This window comes from Epilithonimonas zeae (assembly GCF_023278365.1).
Lineage (GTDB): Bacteria > Bacteroidota > Bacteroidia > Flavobacteriales > Weeksellaceae > Epilithonimonas > Epilithonimonas zeae_A.
In genome coordinates, this window is the sequence record NZ_CP075338.1 from 575,225 (window position 1) to 592,855 (window position 17,631).

At 36.2% G+C, this 17,631-nt stretch carries 21 protein-coding genes and 1 pseudogene; 18 read left to right on the top strand and 4 right to left on the bottom strand.

Annotated elements, in window-relative coordinates; all coding sequences use genetic code 11:
• Positions 1 to 7: 7 nt before the first annotated feature.
• A complete protein-coding gene (locus KI430_RS02310) occupies positions 8 to 481 on the bottom strand; it encodes a Dps family protein (RefSeq protein WP_248876675.1) in 474 nt (157 codons plus the stop codon).
• A gap of 221 nt (positions 482 to 702) precedes the next feature.
• Here KI430_RS02310 and KI430_RS02315 point away from each other — a divergent pair, with 221 nt between their 5' ends.
• The 13 genes from KI430_RS02315 (at position 703) to KI430_RS02375 (ending at position 11,342) form a co-directional block, all read left to right on the top strand.
• The gene (locus KI430_RS02315) at positions 703 to 1,635 is read left to right on the top strand and encodes a ring-cleaving dioxygenase (RefSeq protein WP_248876676.1); all 933 of its coding nucleotides are present in this window, start codon (positions 703 to 705) and stop codon (positions 1,633 to 1,635) included.
• 87 nt (positions 1,636 to 1,722) lie between these two features.
• Positions 1,723 to 2,019, top strand: coding sequence for a GNAT family N-acetyltransferase (locus tag KI430_RS02320; RefSeq protein WP_248876677.1), 297 nt, complete (start codon positions 1,723 to 1,725; stop codon positions 2,017 to 2,019).
• A gap of 56 nt (positions 2,020 to 2,075) precedes the next feature.
• Positions 2,076 to 3,029, top strand: a complete 954-nt coding sequence (locus KI430_RS02325) for a ring-cleaving dioxygenase (RefSeq protein WP_248876678.1) — start codon at positions 2,076 to 2,078, stop codon at positions 3,027 to 3,029.
• 2 nt (positions 3,030 to 3,031) lie between these two features.
• The gene (locus KI430_RS02330) at positions 3,032 to 3,652 is read left to right on the top strand and encodes an alpha/beta hydrolase (protein ID WP_248876679.1); all 621 of its coding nucleotides are present in this window, start codon (positions 3,032 to 3,034) and stop codon (positions 3,650 to 3,652) included.
• Between the two features lie 111 nt (positions 3,653 to 3,763).
• On the top strand, positions 3,764 to 4,111 hold the full coding sequence (locus KI430_RS02335) for a hypothetical protein (RefSeq protein ID WP_248876680.1): 348 nt from the start codon (positions 3,764 to 3,766) through the stop codon (positions 4,109 to 4,111).
• A 9-nt stretch (positions 4,112 to 4,120) separates the two neighbouring features.
• Complete coding sequence (locus KI430_RS02340) at positions 4,121 to 4,432, top strand: hypothetical protein (protein ID WP_248876681.1); 312 nt, start codon at positions 4,121 to 4,123, stop codon at positions 4,430 to 4,432.
• A gap of 9 nt (positions 4,433 to 4,441) precedes the next feature.
• Positions 4,442 to 5,026: a Crp/Fnr family transcriptional regulator gene (locus tag KI430_RS02345; protein ID WP_248876682.1), complete on the top strand. Its 585-nt coding sequence runs from the start codon at positions 4,442 to 4,444 to the stop codon at positions 5,024 to 5,026.
• A 148-nt stretch (positions 5,027 to 5,174) separates the two neighbouring features.
• Complete coding sequence (locus tag KI430_RS02350; protein ID WP_248876683.1) at positions 5,175 to 6,050, top strand: pirin family protein; 876 nt, start codon at positions 5,175 to 5,177, stop codon at positions 6,048 to 6,050.
• A 176-nt stretch (positions 6,051 to 6,226) separates the two neighbouring features.
• Entirely contained in the window at positions 6,227 to 7,642 is a 1,416-nt protein-coding gene (locus KI430_RS02355) for an aldehyde dehydrogenase family protein (protein WP_248876684.1), read from the top strand.
• A 63-nt stretch (positions 7,643 to 7,705) separates the two neighbouring features.
• Positions 7,706 to 8,506, top strand: a complete 801-nt coding sequence (locus tag KI430_RS02360; RefSeq protein WP_248876685.1) for an AraC family transcriptional regulator — start codon at positions 7,706 to 7,708, stop codon at positions 8,504 to 8,506.
• Between the two features lie 90 nt (positions 8,507 to 8,596).
• A complete protein-coding gene (locus tag KI430_RS02365) occupies positions 8,597 to 9,493 on the top strand; it encodes a helix-turn-helix domain-containing protein (protein ID WP_248876686.1) in 897 nt (298 codons plus the stop codon).
• A gap of 101 nt (positions 9,494 to 9,594) precedes the next feature.
• Positions 9,595 to 10,398: an enoyl-CoA hydratase/isomerase family protein gene (locus KI430_RS02370; protein ID WP_248876687.1), complete on the top strand. Its 804-nt coding sequence runs from the start codon at positions 9,595 to 9,597 to the stop codon at positions 10,396 to 10,398.
• Between the two features lie 5 nt (positions 10,399 to 10,403).
• Entirely contained in the window at positions 10,404 to 11,342 is a 939-nt protein-coding gene (locus KI430_RS02375; RefSeq protein WP_248876688.1) for an NADP-dependent oxidoreductase, read from the top strand.
• Positions 11,343 to 11,474: 132 nt separating this feature from the next.
• Here the strand turns inward: KI430_RS02375 and KI430_RS18010 are convergent, their stop codons facing one another.
• From KI430_RS18010 to KI430_RS02390, 3 genes and pseudogenes are all read right to left on the bottom strand, one after another.
• Positions 11,475 to 12,299: an MFS transporter gene (locus KI430_RS18010; RefSeq protein ID WP_262920875.1), complete on the bottom strand. Its 825-nt coding sequence runs from the start codon at positions 12,297 to 12,299 to the stop codon at positions 11,475 to 11,477.
• A gap of 76 nt (positions 12,300 to 12,375) precedes the next feature.
• Positions 12,376 to 12,645, bottom strand: a pseudogene (locus tag KI430_RS18095) (MFS transporter); the annotation flags it as partial.
• 98 nt (positions 12,646 to 12,743) lie between these two features.
• Positions 12,744 to 13,325 (bottom strand): TetR/AcrR family transcriptional regulator, encoded by a 582-nt coding sequence (locus KI430_RS02390; protein WP_248876689.1) that lies wholly within the window; start codon positions 13,323 to 13,325, stop codon positions 12,744 to 12,746.
• 350 nt (positions 13,326 to 13,675) lie between these two features.
• Between KI430_RS02390 and KI430_RS02395 the strand changes: the two genes are divergently transcribed.
• The 5 genes from KI430_RS02395 (at position 13,676) to KI430_RS02415 (ending at position 17,520) form a co-directional block, all read left to right on the top strand.
• The gene (locus tag KI430_RS02395; protein WP_248876690.1) at positions 13,676 to 14,242 is read left to right on the top strand and encodes a Crp/Fnr family transcriptional regulator; all 567 of its coding nucleotides are present in this window, start codon (positions 13,676 to 13,678) and stop codon (positions 14,240 to 14,242) included.
• 52 nt (positions 14,243 to 14,294) lie between these two features.
• A complete protein-coding gene (locus tag KI430_RS02400) occupies positions 14,295 to 15,086 on the top strand; it encodes a saccharopine dehydrogenase (protein ID WP_248876691.1) in 792 nt (263 codons plus the stop codon).
• A 231-nt stretch (positions 15,087 to 15,317) separates the two neighbouring features.
• Positions 15,318 to 15,896 (top strand): NAD(P)H-dependent oxidoreductase, encoded by a 579-nt coding sequence (locus tag KI430_RS02405; protein ID WP_248876692.1) that lies wholly within the window; start codon positions 15,318 to 15,320, stop codon positions 15,894 to 15,896.
• A 114-nt stretch (positions 15,897 to 16,010) separates the two neighbouring features.
• Positions 16,011 to 16,580, top strand: a complete 570-nt coding sequence (locus tag KI430_RS02410) for a Crp/Fnr family transcriptional regulator (protein ID WP_248876693.1) — start codon at positions 16,011 to 16,013, stop codon at positions 16,578 to 16,580.
• 79 nt (positions 16,581 to 16,659) lie between these two features.
• On the top strand, positions 16,660 to 17,520 hold the full coding sequence (locus KI430_RS02415; protein ID WP_248876694.1) for an SDR family oxidoreductase: 861 nt from the start codon (positions 16,660 to 16,662) through the stop codon (positions 17,518 to 17,520).
• Positions 17,521 to 17,631 lie beyond the last annotated feature (111 nt).

Genomic DNA, 17,631 nt, shown 5'->3' on the forward strand with positions numbered 1-17,631 from the left:
TTCCCAATTATCTGAAATATGAACGGATCATCCAGGCCATTTCTTCGTGGGTTTCCATCAATCCCGTAATGAAATCGCTGGTTCCGTAATCTTTGAATTCTTCGGCAAAAGGGGTGATGTTTCCTCGTAGGAATTCAATGATGCTTTCGTGGTCGCTCAAGAGGTCTTTCATATAGCCTAAACCGTCGTTGGTTCTATCGCTGTATTCTGTAAGATGGGTTAATTCAAGGTAGATTTTCATTGTTGCTGGTGCATAATGTCCGATTTTACGCATACGTTCTGCAACGCTGTCAATCAGTTCATCCAATTGTTTGTATTGCTCCTCGAAAAAAAGGTGATTGGCGTGGAAATTATCTCCGGTGACGTTCCAGTGTGCGTTTCTTGTTTTGATATAAAGAAGCGTTTCATCAGCTAAAAGTTTTGCCAATTGATCTGCAACAGCTTGTGTGTTTTTTTCTGTAATTCCGATTTTTGTTTTCATAATAGTGAGATTTAAGTTGTTCTTTTTTGATGATGTAAAGTTCGGATGGAATGTTGCGGAATTGAGAGATTTTTCGGTGAATGGGCAAAATGAGTCGTTGAATTTGGTATTGAAAATATTTTATCTGAATTTGATTGAAAAACTCATTTATTAAACTAGTTAAATGTGCAGCATTTCTAACCATCATAAATTTGTCATATCAAAATTAAACAATCAACAAAATGGAAAATAGAATATTAGGGCTGCACCATATCACAGCGATTGCAGACAACGCAAAAAGAAACTTAGATTTTTATACTCAGGTTTTAGGAGTAAGACTGGTAAAGAAAACCGTAAACTTTGACGATCCGGGAACCTATCATTTTTATTTCGGAAACGAAGAAGGAACTCCGGGAACGATCTTAACGTTCTTTCCTTGGGAAGGAATTGGTAAAGGAACCAACGGTTCAGGTTTGGCAACGCACATCGGATATTCTGTTCCAAAAGGAAGCTTAGAATTTTGGAAAAACAGATTGCAGCAGTTTAATGTAAACGTTGAAGAAGGAGAAATTTTCGGTGAAAAACTGATTTCATTCCAAGACCCGGACGGTTTACAATTACAATTTATCGAATCTTCTACACCAGATGACAGAAAAGTCTGGACAACCGATGATATTAAAGACGAAAATGCTTTGAAAGGTTTCCATAACATCACTTTAACCTTGAAAAAAGCTGATCCAACGATTAAAGTTTTAACGGATATTTTCGGATACGATTTACAAAAACAGGAAGGTGAAAGATACAGATTTGCAACCGATGCCATTGAAACTGCAAATCTTGTCGATATTATTGAAAACGATAAAATTCAGGCTGGAAGAAATGCGGGAGGAACCAATCACCACGTAGCTTTCAGAGTAAAAGATGACAATATTTTAATGGAATTCCGTGAAAAAGTAATGTCTGCAGGATTGAATATTACCCCAAAAATTGACAGAGATTATTTCTACTCATTGTATTTCCGTGAACCGGGCGGTGTTTTATTCGAAATCGCAACCGATAATCCTGGATTCACTGTAGATGAACCGTTAAATGAATTGGGAAACAACTTAAAACTTCCAAAACAGCACGAACCTTTACGTTCAAAAATAGAAGAAGTGTTGCCGAAGTTATCATAGGTCATTCATTATCATTAATTAACAGAGTAATTTAGCAATAAGCAATAAGCAATAAGCAATAAGCAATAAGCAATAAGCAATAATATTATGGAAACAACAAAAGTAGTTTTAGAAAACGCAAGAGGAGAAGTTCAGCTTTTCTCAGACGATAAAAAGGCAGGTAAAATGGATATTTCGGTGATTAAAGATAAATTAACTGTTTATCACACCGAGGTTGATGACGAATATGCAGGAAATGGTTTTGCGAAATTATTATTAAATCAATTGGTTTCTTATGCCAGAGAAAATGATTTGAAAATCGTTCCGCTTTGTCCGTACGTTCACGCGCAATTCAAACGTCATCCGGAAGAATACAACGATGTCTGGTTTAAAGAAGAAGCATAAAATCTGAAGATCAAACACTGAAAGCCATTAACAATCAACAAATACCATCAACTAAAATGTCACTCATCACAGGACTTCATCACGTTACCGCTATCACAGGCGATACACAGGAAAATATAGATTTTTACACCGGAGTTTTAGGCCTTCGATTGGTAAAAACAACCGTTAATTTTGATTATTCTGAGGTTTATCATTTGTATTTCGGGGACGAGTTCGGAACGCCGGGAACTATTATGACAACTTTCCCTTATGGAAAAGGCTTAATCAACGGAAGACACGGCAAGGGAATGCTGAATACGACTGCTTTCTCGGTTTCGATGGATGCTTTGGATTATTGGACGAACCGTTTGGAACAGTTTAATATTCCTTTTAAACAGCCTCAGCAAAGATTTTCGGGCGAAGTTTTTATTTATCTGGAAGATTTTGACGGATTGGGTTTGGAGCTGGTTTTTAATGAGAAGGATGATAGAAAAGGTTATAACAATGGATTTATTCCGAAAGATTTTGCCCTCAAAGGAATTCACCACGTAGAAATCTGGCTGGATGCTTACGAAAGAACTGCAGCTTTGCTGACTACTCAAATGGATCATCAATTAATTGCAGAAAGTTCAGACCGATTCAGATTTGGAACTGAAGATAAACCGGGGAAATATATCGATTTGCTATGCACACCGACTGCTCTGAAAGGTTTGGCAGGAAGAGGAACCGTTCATCACGTCGCTTTTGCCACTCCAAATGCGGAAACTCAGCTTGAAATGATTGAAAAATTAAACCAATTCGGGTTGGAACATACCGAAGTGAAAGACAGAAAATATTTCACCTCTGTATATTTCAAGGAGCCGGGCGGAGTTTTATTTGAAATCGCCACTTCAGGACCAGGTTTCGATGTGGATGAAGAATTGGCATCTTTGGGCGAACATTTAAGTCTGCCGTCACAGTTTGAAAAGCAAAGAGAACATTTGGTTGAGGTTTTACCCCAATTTAATTATCCAACAGAAAAATACAGATAAAAATGAGTCATATTTTAGATATAAAAACAGGAGGAAAATCATTGAATGAAGCTGAAAAAGTTTTAATAATGATTCACGGAAGAGGCGGAAGTGCACAGGATATTTTGAGCCTGTCACAACATTTGAATGTAGGAGGTTATGCATTATTGGCACCACAGGCTACGAACGGAACCTGGTATCCTTTTTCATTCATTGTGCCAACAGAACAAAATGAACCTTGGTTGTCCTCAGCAATAGAGACTATAGGAAAAACGGTTCAAACTGCTTTGGATGCAGGAATTAAGGCTGAAAATATTTACTTTTTCGGATTTTCACAGGGTGCGTGTTTGACATTGGAATTTTTAGCAAGAAATGCTCAGAAATTTGGTGGGGCGGTTGCTATCATCGGCGGAGTTATTGGTGAAAAAATCAATCGTGAAAATTACAAGGGCGATTTTGCACAGACTCCGATTTTCCTGGGAACGAGTAATCCTGATTTCCACGTTCCGGTAGAAAGAGTGTATGCAACTGCAAATATTTTGAAGGAAATGAATGCTGATGTTACCGAGAAAGTCTATGCCAACTTCGGACATTCCATCAATCAGGAGGAAATTGAATTGGCAAATTCTATTGTTTTTAAATGATTTATTCTCTCGCAGATTTTTCTGATTTAGCAGATTTCACTGATCTGCTAAATCAGAAAAATCTGCGATAATTTAAAATACTTTTAAACTCCAATAAAAATTAATTACATAATGAAAATCACAAGAATATTCAGCGACGAAAACGGCGATTCTCACTTCGAAGACGTAGAAATTCCATTAATCAATCAAGGCGAAATTGGATTTTTGTCAGATGATATCAATGTCAAAAAATTGCAGTTCCGAAAAGTTTCTGCCGAGTATGATTACGATTTTCATCACGCTCCACAAAAGCAATATATTGTATTATTGGATGGCGGCGTAGAAATTGAAACTTCGCTTGGAGAAATCAGACAGTTTCAAACGGGAGAAATTCTTTTGGTAGAAGATATTTCCGGTAAAGGCCACAAAACCAAAAACCTCGAAAAGAAGGAAAGAACTTCACTTTTTATTCATTTATAAATTGTAAAAATGAAAACATTAAATTTTTTAGTGATTGGAAAAAATCAGGAAATTCTTGAAACTTTAAAAAGAATCATCGAAAATAACGACGGCTGGAAAGCGGAAATCCGAAGTGATGAAACTGTTTGTGGGGATTATATTAAAGAAAATCAGGTTGATATCGTTTTATTAAGTTCCGGTTTGGATGAGAAATTTGAAAATGACATCAAAGTTTTTTGTTCAGCTTTGGATAAAGATGTGAAAGTAATCGACCATTACGGTGGAGGAAGCGGGCTTCTGAAGAATGAAGTTTACACACTTTTTCCTAATTTGCAGCCGTAAAATAGATTTATGTTTCAAAATATCATCAAAAACATCTCGCGGTTTGTAACTTTAACTCCGGAAGAGGAAAAGATTTATGAAGATTTGCTCACGCTTCAGAAGTTTCCGAAGAAAACGCATCTTCTGCGTGAAGGAGAGATTTGCCAGTTCGAAGGTTTTATAAAAGAAGGTTGTGTGCGGACATATTATCTTGATGAAAATGGGTTTGAAGTGACGCTTCTGTTCGCTGTTGAAGACTGGTGGATTACCGATATTGATTCTTTTAATAACAAAACACCTTCGAAGATTTTCATCGAAACGCTGGAAGATACAGAAATCTATATGCTGACTCCGGAAACGAAAGAAGAATTGTTGCAGAAAGTTCCGAAGTTCGAAAGAGCTTTCCGAATGATGATGCAGCGTTATGTGGTGACGCTTCAAAACCGCTTGGTTAATACGATTTCGCAACCTGCAACAGACCGTTATCTGGAGTTTATAAGAGTGTATCCTACAATTCCGCAGCGTGTAGCGCAGTATTATATTGCCTCTTATCTTGGGGTTTCTAAGGAATTTGTGAGTACGATTAGAAAGCGTTTAGCGAATAAGCAGAAATAAAACAATATGTTTAAAATTATACAAATGTCAAATATGAAAATATCTGGCATTTTTTTTTGCTCAAAGTCTATTTATTAAACTAGTTAAATGTGCAGGAGTTTTCATCAGTTTAAATTTGCTGTATCAAAACGAATAAATAACAACAGATATGGACAGAAAAGATTTTTTAAAGAAAGGATTATTGGGAACAGGAATGTTTGTTGCATCCGCTTCATTAGGCAATACAATGAAAAATGAGATTGACGAAATCGAACCGTTAGAACCAATCGGATATAATCATTTACCAAATACGGATTCAAAAATCAAAGACAATTCGGTCTTTCACAAAGCAGATTCCAGAGGGAAAGCCGACCACGGTTGGTTAGTCAGTAATCATACCTTCAGTTTTGCCAATTATCATAATCCGGAGAGAATGCATTTCGGAGTTTTAAGAGTTCTGAATGATGATAAAGTTGAGGCTGGAAGAGGTTTCGGAACACATCCACACGACAATATGGAAATCATCAGTATTCCATTGGAAGGTGATTTGGAGCATAAAGACAGTATGGGAAATTCTGCGATTATCAAGAGTGGAGACATTCAGGTAATGAGTGCAGGAACAGGAATTATGCACAGCGAGTTCAATAAAAATAATGACAGTCTGGTAAAGTTTCTTCAAATCTGGGTTTATCCAAACAAAAGAAATGTAACACCAAGATATGACCAGATTACTTTAGACAAAACGAAAAGTCAGAATCAATTCCAGCAAATTCTTTCTCCAAATCCAGATGATGAAGGTGTTTGGATCCATCAGGACGCTTGGTTTCACTTAGGGAATTTTGAAAATAATATCGAAACCAATTATCAGATTAAGAAAAAAGGAAATGGTGTTTATGCATTTATTCTAAAAGGAAGCGCAGAAATTGAAGGTCAAAAACTGGAAAAAAGAGACGGTTTCGGAATCTGGGATATTTCCGCTTTGAACATTAAATCGACTTCAGAAGATACAGAGATTTTGTTGATGGAAGTTCCGATGACGATGTGATAGAAAAAATTAAACAGTCACTTTTTTAGGAGTGAAATATTTACAATTTTAAGGCTTGGATTTTATTATCTAAGCTTTTTTACTTTAATGAGCTTTTCTACAAACCATAATTGAGCTTTTTTACAAAGTAATTTGATTTTATTGATTCTACCTTTGTCTCATTAAAATTTAACAAAATGAAAAAAGTAAATAAAATTTACATCAATGGCGAATTCGTAACACCTCACGGAACCGAAACTTTCGATTTAATTAATCCTGCAAGCAATATCAAGATTGGTGAAGTAATTCTTGCAGATGAAATTGATACTCGCAAAGCTATTTCTGCAGCAAAGGAAGCTTTCAAAACATTTTCTCAGACAACGGTTTCAGAGCGTATTTATTATCTTGAAAAACTTAAAATTGCAGTTGAAAAAAGAGAGCAAGACTTGATTAATATAATGATTGAGGAATATGGTGGAACACGTCAGTTTGCAACGATGAGCAATCAAAATACGGGAAGCTGGTTTGACAGTATGATGGAAGTTCTCCAGAATTTTAAATTTAAAAGAAATATTAATTCTTCAACAGTTCAATTGCAACCAGTAGGCGTTGTTGGAATCATCACACCTTGGAATGCGAGCAACAGCTCAGTAACAAGTAAAGTCGTCACAGCAATTGCGGCAGGATGTACAGTTGTAATAAAGCCAAGCGAAATGAGCAGTTTACAGACGCAAATTCTTATGGAAGCCTTTCACGATGCGGGTTTGCCGAAAGGTGTGATCAACTTCGTAATTGGTTTGGGAAATGTTGTTGGAACGGAATTGACTAATAATTCTGATGTTGCCAAAATTTCGTTCACAGGTTCTACAGTAGTGGGGAAACTTATTGCAAAAAATGCCGTAGACACAATGAAAAGAGTAACCTTGGAACTTGGTGGGAAATCTCCTAATATTATTCTGAATGATGTAGACTTAAACCAAGTTATTCCAATGGCAATTTATGGCGCTTATATGAATAGCGGACAAGCTTGTATTGCGCCAACAAGACTTTTGGTTCCTCAAGATAAATTGGATGAGGTCAATACCATCGCAAAATCTGTAGCCGAAAAAATTGTAGTTGGACTACCGGAGAACGAAGAAACAAATGTTGGACCGATGGTAAGTATAAAACAATTCGAAAGAGTTCAGGATTATATCAAAATTGGAATCGAAGAAGGTGCAACTTTGTTAGCCGGCGGAATAGGAAAACCGGAAGATTTGGAAGCTGGTAACTTTGTAAAACCGACCATTTTTACCAATGTGAAAAACGAAATGAGAATTGCGCAGGAAGAAATTTTTGGACCTGTTTTATCCATTATTCCCTACAAAGATGAAGAGGATGCGATTAGAATTGCCAATGATACACCTTATGGTTTGGCGGCTTACATCAGTTCTTCAGATAATGAAAGAGCAGAAAAAGTAGCTTCCAGAATAGATGCCGGAAGAGTTTGTATTAATGGTTTCCGTCACGACCCGATGGTTCCGTTTGGTGGCTTTAAGCAGTCGGGAATTGGTAGAGAATATGGCGAATTTGGACTTCAGCCTTACCTTGAAACTAAAGCTATTCTGAAATAATAATTTGTAAATTTGATAAAGCGTTATTGCAGAGATGGCGCTTTGTCATTTATCATTAACATTATGAGCGAGAAATCAGAGATTGTTTATTCCTGTTATCACGAGGTTAGCCGCAAAGGAGAAAATTTTGTTCCTCAACATACGCTTTCGTTTCAGTTGTCGGGAAGTTTTGCATTGGCCGATGGTAAAGAAACATATCTTGCAAAAGAAGGAGATTTTAATCTTATTCGAAAAAACCAACTGGTGAAATTTGTGAAATATCCGCCAGAAAATGGTGTTTTTGAAAGTATGAATATCTATTTGAGCGAGGAAAATCTCCGAAATGCCGGAAAAGAATACAACTTTACTTCGGAGCATTTTGTAGAAACCAAACCGCTTGTTCCCATAATAGTAAATGAGCTTATTAAAAATTTTTTCATCTCTTTGCAAACAATGATTGATAGCAATAGCCTTGAAAATAAGTTACTTGTCAATCTGAAAATAAAAGAACTTATTTTAATTTTATTACAGTCTCAGCCTGAGCTCAAAAATATTCTTTTCGATTTTTCCGAGCCTCATAAAATAGATTTAGTAGCTTTTATGATTCAGAATTACCGTTATAATGTCAATCTTGACCGATTTGCTTATCTCACAGGTCGCAGTTTGGCGACTTTTAAACGTGATTTTGAAAAGGTTTTTCACACTTCGCCACACAAATGGATTTTACAGAAACGCTTAGATGAAGCTCATTTTTTAATCAAGGAAAAAGAAAAATCGCCATCTGATATTTATTTAGACCTTGGTTTCGAAGATTTGTCTCATTTTTCCTATACATTCAAAAAACATTTTGGCTACAGTCCTACGAGGATAAACGCATTTATATAGTTGTCTTTCTAGTTTATTCAATTCTTGCAAAAAACAAATATAAAAAATCAACTTAATTTATAATTCAAGACAATTTCGCAACTTTGTTCTATGAAAACCTTCAGCGATCTTACAAATTACAACAAATACCTGAATCTCAAATCTCCTCTGCATCCATTGATGGACAGTAGGGTCTGCAAACAGGCCATTCCCAATTTTCCGCAGGCGAGTGGTGAAATTCAGGTTAATCTGTTCAAGATTTCGCTGAAGAAAAACTTTACCGGAGATATCAATTACGGAAACAATAAATATTATACCGAGAACGGATTGATGCTTTTTAGCGAGCCGGGACAGGTCGTTTCCTGGGATAGTCTGACTTTCTGGGACGGTTACGCATTTGTTTTCCATCCTGATCTCATCAAGCAAAATCCGGTTGCTGCCAAAATCCATCAGTATAAATATTTCAGTTACGAGATCAATGATGCGTTGTTTATGACTGCGGAAGAAGAAGAGACTATTACCTGGCTTTTTACAAAAATTCATATGGAGTTGGTGGAAAATAAAGTCAATGCCAATATCAATATTATTCTGTCCCTGTTAAATGTCGTGCTTTCTTACGCCGATGTCTTTTATGAAAGACAATTCAAAGACAAAGCAATAAAGGCCGTATCAGTATCTTCAAAATTAAAAAGCTTCCTGCAAAACCATTATAACGATCTATCAAAACCCGTTTCAAATTTTCCTACCGTCTCGTCTGTTGCCGAAGAGCTTAATATGTCTTCTAACTACCTTACAGACCTTATTCGTGCAGAAACCGGGAAAAGTACCATCAATTATATTCAGGAATTTGTGATTGAGCAGGCCGAAATCTTATTGCTTCAGACCAATATGAATATCAGCGATGTGGCTTACCAATTAGGTTTTACGAACGTTCCTTATTTCTCCAGATTTTTTAAAAAGATTAAAGGCATTTCTCCTACAGAAGTCAAAAATCAGAGAAAAGGATAAGATATTCCCCGATTTGTGTTAAAAATCCAGCATTTGTGCAATTAATTTTGAACAGACAAAAAAGTTATGTCTTAAGATTTACATCAATTAAAAGTATTATTATGATTTTTACAACACAAAAAATAACCGAAAGCTATTGGAAAGTAGCTATTAATCATCCTCCGGTAAACGTATTCGACCCTGAATTTTCGGTTCAGTTAAGGACGTTAATGGATGAATTGGAAGCCAACGAAACTTTGAAAGTAGTGGTTTTTGAAAGTTCTAATCCAGAATTTTATGTCGCTCACGCAGAATTGGTTAATATTTTTGATTTTCCGAAAGGTGAGGGAAAAACAGGGCTTTCAAAATCTTGGCCCGATGTTGCTAAACGCCTTGAACAGGCTCCGTTTGTAAGCATTGCGTCGATCAGAGGAAGAGCGAGAGGGTTGGGAAGCGAGTTTATTCAGGCTTTCGATATGCGTTTTGCAAGCAAGGAAAAAGCCGTTTTTGCACAACCCGAAATCGGAATCGGTTCTTTTCCAGGTGGCGGCGGACTGGAACGTCTCCATTTATTGACAGGAAAGGCAAGGGCTCTGGAAATTATTTTGAGCGGTGACGATTACGACGCCCAAACTGCTACTGATTATGGTTGGATTAACCGTGCATTTCCGGATAATGAGCTGGATGCATTCGTAGAAAATTTAGCCAAAAGAATCGACTCATTTGATTTGAAAATCATCAGGAAAATAAAGGCAACGATGAACGAAAGGGTAATTATTCCAAAAAATGAACACATTATGGAAACGCAGATAGCCTTCTTCGCATCATTAACAGAACCCGAAGCAAGAACCAGAATTAAAAAACTGTTAGACCAGGGATTACAGACCTATGGCGATGTTGAACTTAATCTTGGAAAATATTTATAGTCAAAATGAAAGCAATCATTTTAAAATCTCCCGGAGATGTTGACCAATTGGAATATACAGAACTTCCGATTCCCGAGATTAGTACAGATGAAGTTTTGATAAAAGTAAAAGCCATCAGTATCAATCCTGTAGATGCAAAGACCAGAAAAGGAGAAGGGATGTATGGTCTGATGAAAAAAGATAACCCTTTTATTTTGGGATGGGATATTTCGGGTATTGTGGAGAAAAGCAACAGCTCAGATTTTAAGGTCGGAGATGAGGTTTTTGGGATGGTCAATTTTCCCGGAAATGGCAATGCTTATTCAGAATATGTTGCTGCTTCGACTTCTCAACTGGCTATCAAACCTCAAAATATTTCCTTCGAAGAAGCTGCTGTGTCAACTTTAGCAGCTTTAACGTCTTGGCAGGCATTGGTCGTTAATGGGAAAGTTCAGAAAGGGCAAAATATACTCATTCACGCTGCTTCCGGTGGAGTTGGTCATTTTGCAGTACAGTTGGCAAAATATTTGGGAGCGACAGTTACCGGAACTTCGTCTGAAAAAAATAGGGATTTTGTATTGAGTTTAGGAGTAGATCATTACATCGATTATCATACTTATAACTGGTCTGAACAGAAACCCGGATATGATTTTGTTTTGGATACTGTTGGCGGAAATAATATCGATAATTCTATTGAGGTTACGAAATCCGGCGGAACTATCATCAGTATTCCCTCTGGTTTGAATGAAGAAATTACAGAAAAGGCTAAATCAAAGGGTATAAATGGCTATTTCATTTTGGTAAAATCCAACGGTGAACATATGAAGGAATTGGCATTTCTTTTAGAAACGGGAGCTATTAAACCACATATTTCTAAAATATTTTCTTTTAACGAAATGAGAGAAGCACACCTTCAACTGGAGTCGGGCAGGACAGTTGGTAAAGTGGTTGTGGTTATTCCTTAAATAAATTATGTGTTTATCAAAGGACAACTAAAAATGGCGCCAATTAACATCAGTTGGCGCCATCTTTAGTTTTAATTCAATTAAAGAAGTATCCAAAAAGTTTTATAATTTTATTTGAATGAACAGCGAGAATTATATTTCTTTAAGAGAATTTCTATCTAAATAAGCACGCCAGACGATCACCAAAACTGCCAGCACACCAAATATAACTCCCACCCAAGGTGTTATGGATATTCCATTTTGTGAAATGAAAAAACCACCAACAGATGTTCCTAATGAAACGCCCAAGTTTCCAAATGACGTTTGTATACTATTGGCAAATTCTTTGGCGTCTGGTGCTGCTGAGATCATATATCCAACACCTATAAGGAAACAAGGCCCATACATAATTCCCCAGAAAGCAGTAACCAAGGCCACATTTAGAAATGAATGATCTGTGTATTGAAATGCAAAAGGCACGACAAATACACCTGCAATAAAAACCAGCGTCGTCCAGAACATATTCTTTCCTAGTAATTTACCCGCTACATAATTTGAAAGTACACCCATTGCACCGAATAACAGCAGTAAAAGGCTTATTTCTCGTTCGCTCATTCGTTTTTCTTTCCCCAAATAATCTGCAAAATAACTGTAGGAGCAAAACCAGGCAGTTATTAATAATAGATTCAGAAGTGTTCCTGAGATAAATCTTGGTCGAGTCAATATGGATAGTTGACTTCTAAACGAAGCTGGTCGTTCGTTGGGCATAGAAGGAAGATTTTTGAATATAATTAATATCGTAAGTAGTAGTATAAGTCCATGAATCACATAAGTAATCTGCCAGGAGTATAAGCTTGCTAAATAGGTGCTCACAGGGATAAGTGTAACCTGAGCAATCGCAATTCCTCCAATAATGATAGAAGTTAGGTGCATCTGATCTTTTTGAGAAGTTCCCTTTACAGCTGCAGCGATAGCCATAGAAAAAAAATGCGGGATGAAGTAGAGTAGGAAGTATTCTAAGGATCATCAAAATCCAGAACGGATGACTGAAGATGGAAAAGAAATTCGATATGAAAAATAATCCCATTGCCCACAGCATTATTTTTTTCTTATCAAATTTAGAAGCAAACAATACCGTGAAAGGTCCTGTAATGGCAATGAATAAAGCAAAAGCACTCAGAAGATATCCGGCGGTCGCAATATTGATATGGTAGTATTCTGCTATCTGTGGCAAGATAACAATGATCCCGAATTCTGTGCTGATAATCCCAACAACGCCTAAGCATCCTATGTAGGCTATCTTTTTATTTAAGTTTGTTTTCATAATAAACTGAACGGTTTAAAATAGGGTAAAAAAAATATATGGTTATCAATTAAAGTATTGCAAGTTGTAATACTTCTTAGATATTGAAGTATGTGTACTTACTGACTGATAAACTGAATCATTAGATTGATCATTGCTTCTACTTGCGCCTTATCTTTATATAAAACATAATTCTTAAGCAGGGTTGTAGATGAGCTTGCAAAAAAAGCGGCAGTAGTTTCTGCATTCAATTCTTTTCTTAATAATTTCTGCTGTATACCACGCTGTAAAATAGCGAGATAAACCTGTTCAATTTTTTTCTCGTTTGCGACAAGCATCTGATTTATCTCTTTATCTACAAAGGCAATTTCAAAGATCATTCTTACGGCCAGACAAATTTTATTATCCTGAATACTTTGCTCCACCGAGAGTTTCAGGACTTTTATCAAATCTTCTAACGCATTGTTACCATTATCCTGAAGAAAAGCCTGATAATCTATGAGTCTTGACTTCTGATATTTGTCGAGGCATTTGAGCAACAGTTCTTTTTTATCGCCATAGGTAGGATAAATACTGCTTCTGTTGATCTTCATATGGTTTTCAAGATCACTGAGTGATGTTACGTGATAGCCCTGTTCCCAGAACAGATTTACTGCTACATCAAGTTTTTCTTCGTATTCAAATTCTTTTTTTCTTGCCATAATGGTGCAAATATACAATTTTAAACTGTTCGGTTTATAATTTTTATTTAAATAATATTGACTGTGCTATATTTATTTCCATAATTAATTACTGTTACTCTTTAGCCACTCAACTTTTTGTGATGATTGATGTTCTTTAATTAGAATGTTGTACTACAGCAACTTTCCAAAAAACAGATAGTTTGATGTATGGAGGTAATATTTTTGTGGGTTGTACCCTTTTGATATGGGAGATTGGGGATTAAATATTTAAAGATTACTTGAAAAAAATAAAGTATCTATTCGGGTACAATCGAATTGGAGTCCTTAGAAGAACAGCTATTTTTTATGTAATTTTGTTAAAATTGTAAATGATCCAGAGCTTTTTCCAAAATTTTAATATATTCTCAGAACAGGAAATCAAACATTTATTAGATTGTTTTGAAATCAGGAATATGTCTAAAAATGATATTTTCGTTCGAGAAGGTGAAAGTTGTAAGGAAATAGCTTTTATACAATCGGGAATATTTCGTTCTTACTACAATTCAGATGATGGTAAAGAAAGTACTTTCTGTTTCAGGTTTCCTAACGAGCTTTTAGCTTCGTATTCTTCATTTATATCAGGTCAACCCAGTGTAGAGACGATGCAGGCTATTTCAAATGCTGAACTTTTAATTTTAAAGAAATCTAAAATAGAAGAACTCGCTCAAAGCAATCAAAACTGGATAAAGTTTCTGAAAGTTATCGCAGAACAGGAATATCTTGAACTTGAAAAACGTTTTTTCCAGTTCCAGAGGGAAAATGCTGCGCAGCGTTATAAAAAATTAATAGAAAATCAGCCGGATTATGTGCAGAATATTCCTTTGCAATATTTAGCCTCATATTTAGGTATTACTCAAAGGCATCTCAGCCGGATAAGAAAGGAAATCTCTTTTTAGACATTTGTCCTGTTGTAGCAATTGGCGACTCTATAGTTTTGTAAAAAAAATTATGGAATCAAACATCTTAATAGTCGGAGGAAACGGAATGGTCGGTAGAACTATTGCCCGTATTTTAAAAACAAGAAATCCTCATTACAACATCTTTATCGGTGGCAGGAAAAAGGGTAAAACAGAAAATGATTTAATTATTGATGTTACAAAACCTCAGACATTTCAGGCTATTCTGGATAAAAAAATAAATGTAATCATTCTATCTGTTAACGACAAAGAAGACAATGTTCTAAGTTTTGCCATAAAAAATCAGATTGATTATATTGATATAACAAAACCTACACCTGATTTGACAAAAGCCTATGGTTTGGCTAAAAAACAAAGCATTAACAGTAGAATAGTTTTCAGTTCCGGCTGGATGGGCGGCATTGTCGGAGGTTTAATTTCCTCATTTTCTATAAAAATGAAAGATATTCAGTCGGTTGAGCTTTTCGTATATTATTCTGTGAAAGACCTTGCCGGAGAAAGTTCTGCCCATTTTATGGCGGAAAATGTAGCGAAACCTTTTGTAAATTATAAAAACAACCAGCCTGTTTCCATTAAACATTTTTTGAATTCTGAAACGTTTGATTTTTCTTTCGGGATCGGGAAGAGGCAGGCTTACAATTTTGATGTTCCTGATTTATACATTTTAAATAAAATTGAAAATATTCCTGATGTAAGTGTTAAAATGACCTATAATTCAAAGTTTATCACCTGGCTTTTAGGAGCTTTTCAGAAAATCAGATTGTATAATATTTTATCTTTAAAGGAAAGGAAAATGGTTTTTTGGATCCAGTGGAAATGGTGATCAATCGGTATTTGAAATCATTATAAAATCTAATAATCAATATAAAAAAATTAGCTTGCAGAGTCTGAAAGGACAGGCAGAATTAACTGCTTTGTCAGCTGTTTTGCATACCGAGCAACTTTTTAATAATGAGTATGAAAACAAGATTTATTTTAGTCATCAACTCTATCAAGGTTCAACTCTCTTAGAATTGCTTAAATCCTATGAATCTATAAATATAAAAGTAGCTGAATGAAAAAAATATTGATCGTCAATGGTCATCCAAATAAAGATTCATTCAATTTTGGAATTACTGAATCTTACAAAGAAGGAGCTCTTAAATCCGGAGCTGAGGTAAGAGAAATTGTTATCGCAGACTTAAATTTCAATCCTAATCTTCAGTTTGGATATCAGAAAAGAATGGAACTGGAACCTGATCTTGTTGAATCTTGGGAAAAAATTCTTTGGGCTGATCATCTGGTGTGGATTCATCCTGTTTGGTGGGGCGGTTTACCGGCGATTACAAAAGGATTTATTGATAGATTATTTTTACCAGGATTTGCCTTTAAGTACAGAGAAAATTCTGTTTGGTGGGATAAACTTTTAAAAGGTAAAACGGCACACATTATTACAACATTGGATCAGCCGGGATGGTATTACAGACTGTTTTATGGAAGACCGAGTGTGAATCAGCTCAGGAAATCGATCTTACAATTTTGCGGGATAAAACCGGTGAAAGTTAGCTATATCGGAATTATAAAAACCTCTGATGAGAATCAACGGAAAATTTGGCTTGATAAGGTTAGATTACTTGGAATTAAACAAAAATAATTTAAATGTCAGTTCATAAGTCATAGAAAAGAATGAACTCATTTAAGGATTGTTAATCTACATTTTTTACCATTTGGTAATTGATGTCTTTAAGCCGTTCAGTATCTTTATAGAATGGAAGCGCTAATAAATCTTATTCTGCAATTTGGTGACCTGAATAAGCAACAAATCGAGTTTGTGGTAAGTAAGGTGGAAATGCTCGAATTGAAAAAAAACGATTACCTGTCCGAAGCTGGAAAGGTCCCGCGTTACGTGGCTTTCGTGTTGGAAGGTGTGTTCCGCTTTTGCTATTATAACAACAGGAGTGAAGAGATAACCAATTATTTTGTGGACGAAGGCAATTTTGTAGTCGACAACGGAAAGTTCGAATCGCAGATTGCCGCCTCAGAATATGTTCAGGCTGTTACAGATTGCAAAGTGCTGGTGTTCAATAAAAAAGATTGGGATGAAATTTCAGACACTATTGTAGGCTGGGAAATGATGAAAGCAAAGATGGTGAAAAAATGCCTTACCCTCGCGATGGAGCGTCGCAGCCCGTTGGTTTCAGAAGATGCCACGACACGTTATCTCTCATTCATTGATGCGTTTCCTAATCTTATCAACCGCATTCCGCTTTCCTATGTTGCCTCGTATCTTGGTGTTACCCAGCAATCGCTAAGTCGTATACGTCGTAATATCCGTTAACAATGCTTTTTACCATTTGCTAAATGTCTTTTTGTAAGAGAAGCCGAAATTTGTATTATTAATTTTAAATGACAAGAAAATGGACAAAAAAATAGTATTAATTACAGGTACAAATAGTGGATTTGGATGGCTTACTGCCAATAGCATTGCAACCCTAGGTCATAAAGTGTATGCTACGATGCGTGATACTAAAGGTCGTAATGCGGATAAAGCAGTTGCTCTTTCTGCCACAGAGAACGTCACTGTTCTGGATGTTAATCTAACAGACGATCATAGCGTAAAGCAGGCAATTGAGACTGTTTTAGAAAAAGAGGGTACTATTGATATACTGATAAACAATGCAGGTTACGCTATGGGCGGTGTTGCGGAGAGCTTTACCGTAAACGATGTGCACACTACTTTTGATATTAATGTTTATGCACCTTGGCGACTGATAAAACAGGTGTTGCCTTCTATGCGTAAACAGGGCGATGGACTGATCATTAACATAACGAGTGGCTTTGGAAGGGTATCATTCCCGTTCGCTACAATGTATGCAGCCTCTAAGTTTGCCCTGGAAGGAATCAGTGAGGGGCTACATTATGAAGTCAAGCGTTTGGGTATTGATGTAGCTGTTGTAGAACCTGGTGCATTCCCTACAGAAATGCAGCAAAAGAACAACCCTGCCTCTGATCAGGAAGTATTTGAAGGATACAGCGTCGTTGCAGATATTCCTAACAAAATGGTAGCCGCATTAGGCAGAGAGATGCAGTCTAAAAATCCTAACCCGCAGGATGTTGCCGATGCCATTGTAAAACTTATTGAGACTCCAAAAGGCAGCCGGCCGTTGCGCACCGTAGTTGACCCCATAACCGGTCAATACATTGAAGCGGCTAATCAGGCTGTAGCCGAGCAATTTGCCAAAGGACTGACGGTTTTCGGAATGGGTGAGTTATTATAAACGGAAAGATTTTAATGAAAAAACGGCAGGAGCATAAGCTTCTGCCGTTTTTTGTTTGTAGTTGTTTGCAAATTTTTGAGATAAGTTGATAGTAAAAGAAAATCTGAAACT